Annotated in this window: 1 protein-coding gene; it reads right to left on the reverse strand. The window is 63.4% G+C overall.

All coding sequences use genetic code 11. From position 1 onward, the window contains the following. On the reverse strand, positions 1–3,200 hold a 3,200-nt coding region (locus ACZ6O2_RS36365), incomplete at its 3' end, for a hypothetical protein (RefSeq protein ID WP_466026195.1). Positions 3,201–3,329 lie beyond the last annotated feature (129 nt).

Consider the following 3,329-nt stretch of genomic DNA (forward strand, 5'->3'; position numbering starts at 1 on the left):
CGATCAGTAAACACATGCGTCATCTCGTCCCAAGCAGGCAAACTTGCCGAACTCCGATACGACACACGCCAACCACCGCCCTTCGCCACCTCCACAGACGGCGGCTCACCCGCCGCCCACCCCGACGGCAACACACCCTTCCCACCACCCGAGAACGAACCACCCCCCACACGACCCCACACAAACGCCGCCGCACCACCAGGCAACGACGACCCACCCCCAGCGCCCGACCCATCCCCGGCGCTCGGACGCTGCCTGGTCGGCTCAGGTGCCCACTCGGCTCGCAGGATGCGCATATTGCGCCTCTCCTGCCGGCCTCGGAGCTCTTCGATGAACGCCTCGAACTCATTGATCGTCTTGCCCGTGTCGAAGATCTGGTAGGCGTGTCCGGTTCCGCCGACCAACGGCGCCTTGACCACGACGAAAACGCCGGTAACGAATTCCGATCCGACCTGCCGCGACCACTTCCCTACCCGGAAGGTGACATCCGTCCCAGGGGTGACATTCACCTCCCCCCCACCGAACGTCATGTTCTCCGAACCAAACCTGAGATTCAGGGGTCGGGGCAGGTAGGGTATCATTCGGTCTGTTCGTTTGATCGACTGTATTGTGTCTTCGAACGTTGCTGGGTCGGAAAGATCCCACTGATCATCCGGTTTCCACAGCGCCTTTTTCCCGCGCAGCTGCTCGATGTCGCCTGCGATGCGCGAACGCTTTGGGGCCCGCCGAGTTCCCGCCGGCCCGCCCACCTCCGACAGCGGGTCCAGCTGTTCGACCCGGCCGCCTACCGGATCATCCTGTTCGACCAGAGACTCGACCAGCGCGGGGTTCTCCGGCGGCGACGCCAGGTCGAACGGCGCTGGCAGATCCAACCCTGCCGGCAGGTCCGGGGAGTCGACCGGTGCAGTGATCCCCGGCGGCGCCGCCCCCAGGTCAAGCGCTGGCGTCAGATCCATTGGACTGCGATACGACACCTGCCAACCGCCGCCCACCACCTCCTCGGCAGGCGGCTGCTCACCCGCTCCCCACCCAGAAGACGACCCACCCCGGGCGCCCGGCCCATCCTCGATGCGCGGACGCTGCGCGGCCCGCCCAGTTGCCGACTCGGCTCCCCTTTTGCGCTCGCCGAGCCTCTTCTGCCGGTCTTCGAGCTGCTTTATGAAAGCATCGTAATCCGTCTTGCCCGTGGTGAAGAGCCGGAAGGCGTATTCGGGTTCGGACGCTGGCGCGTCCCGTCTTGGGACCAACGGCGCCTTGACCACGACGACAACCTCTTTGACGCTATCGACAAAGCCGTTGACGACATCTTTTCCGACCGGCCGGAGCCGCTCCCCTACTCCCAAGGTGATCCGCGTCCCAGGGGCGAGATTCACCTCCCGCCCATCTAACGTCTTTGCCGAGTTTCTGCCGATAGTAAGACGCAGAGGATTGGGCAATCGCCTTTGCGAGTCCATTTCGTCATCGAAATATCTCACCCGGGAAATGTTCCACCAATTCCCGCGTTCCCACAGCGACGCTTTGCGCAGCCACTCGATGTCGTCGATGGTGGGGGCAGGCTTGAGCAGTTGCAGATACAGGTCCTGTCCGGCCCCGCTCTTCTCTGCCGGCATTACCACGACCGCGAGGGGTTGACCATCCCAGCCATACCCGAGTCGGAGAATAACCTCCTTCATGTCCTGAGGGATGACAAATGGACTTCCGTCGGCCACTTTGACGGCTGGAATATGGGCTCTCTGGAGTTTTTCGCCTTCGGAGCCCTTGCCGAAGCTGCGGCTCAATTGGCCCTTCTTGGGCACTAAGCCCGCCGCGATGTGATAGAAGAGGCCGACCGGCGGCTCATCGAGTTGCCACGCCTGGCCGGGTGCCTTGTCTCTCAGTTCGGCCAGCTCGCTGTCAGTAAATTTGCGGTCGATCTCTAGGTAGGCAAACTTCTTGGCGCCGTTGTCCATGTACGGGATTTTGGCAATACCGACACCCGACCCGAAGTCGATATCGACCATATCGCCCGAGAGGATCATGTGGTCAACACGAGTGAGTTCCACGTCCTTGCCGCCCAACCGGGTGCGCAACGCCGAGTACGCGTCGCTGCGGGCGTGAACGTAGGCGGGGATACGGAGGGTGAACGGGTCATTGAGTTTCCATCGGTAGTCACCTTCCCAGTCGCCGCCGTTGCCGAGGGCGTTGAGGTACCGACGGTGCGCTGCAAGTTCCTCGGCTTGACGGCGAGGGGAGGTGGGGCGTTGGCCAATGGCCGCGAGCTCGCGGTCAAATACGTATTTCAGGAGGGACCGGTGGCGCTTGGTGAAATTCCCTTCCGCCGTGGCGATTTCGGTCTTCAGTAGACCGAGCGCCTCGTTGAAAAGTCTGTCCCGTCGCTGCTGTTCGAGGTCGGATATCGAATTCCGCTGGTAGCCACTGGCGATGCGGGCGGCGATGTCGGCATCGTTTGGGTCACGAGGTTTAAGGATGATGTAACCACCGTTCCACCACACGACCGAGTGTGGGATGGCACCGTCATCGGACGACGGGCCGATGTCGTCGTACGGGTCGCCGAACGGATGGTGGATCCGCATCGGCTGGTCCAACCCCTTGGCCAGGAGATGGAGAGCCACAGGCGCGACTTCCAAATCCGCAGATCGGGCGTTTGCGATCTTGTCGAGCCAGATCCGGTGCAGGGCATCTCGTCGCTGCTCGGACATATTCTCCGGATCCGGATCCGGATACGGATACGGATACGGATACGGAAGAAGCTCCCTGAGCCTCGACGATCCGCCCAGGGCGAGTTCCTCGGCCATTTGGCGGGACAACCATCCGCGCAATCCAGTCGGGGTGGTGATGCCTTTCTTCCCCAACTCTTCCCGGTAGGTGTTCAACACCGACTCGTTGAAGGCGTAGTTCGACCTGAGATCGACCTTCGCGGGATCGAATTCGAACACCTCGCGCGCCCACTCGCCAAACGCCGCCTCGGCAGCGGTTCCGGCGACCGTCAAGTATCGGACGGCCGCTTCCACTTCCTTTTCCCAGTCCGGCTTCTGCCCGCCCGACGGCGACCATCCCGGGCCGGCCGCCGGTGTCGGCGCTGCCGGCAAGCCCAGGGACCCGTCCGCTCCGCCGGTCTGCGGCTGCAGCCCATCCGGGAGATCCTTTGGTGTCTCTAGACCGGCCTCTGCCAGCGAGTATTCGTGAGCGGCCCAGTCCATAGCCGAAGGCGCCGGGCCAGGACCAGTCGAGCCATTGTTTTCCGTTGGATCGGACGGCTGCCGGGGAAAGCCGGGCGGCTCGGGAGACGTGGCGCCCGCTGCCTGCATCGCCTTGGACGGGCCGCGTGG

It is taken from the genome of Micromonospora sp. NPDC048040 (genome assembly GCF_055587185.1).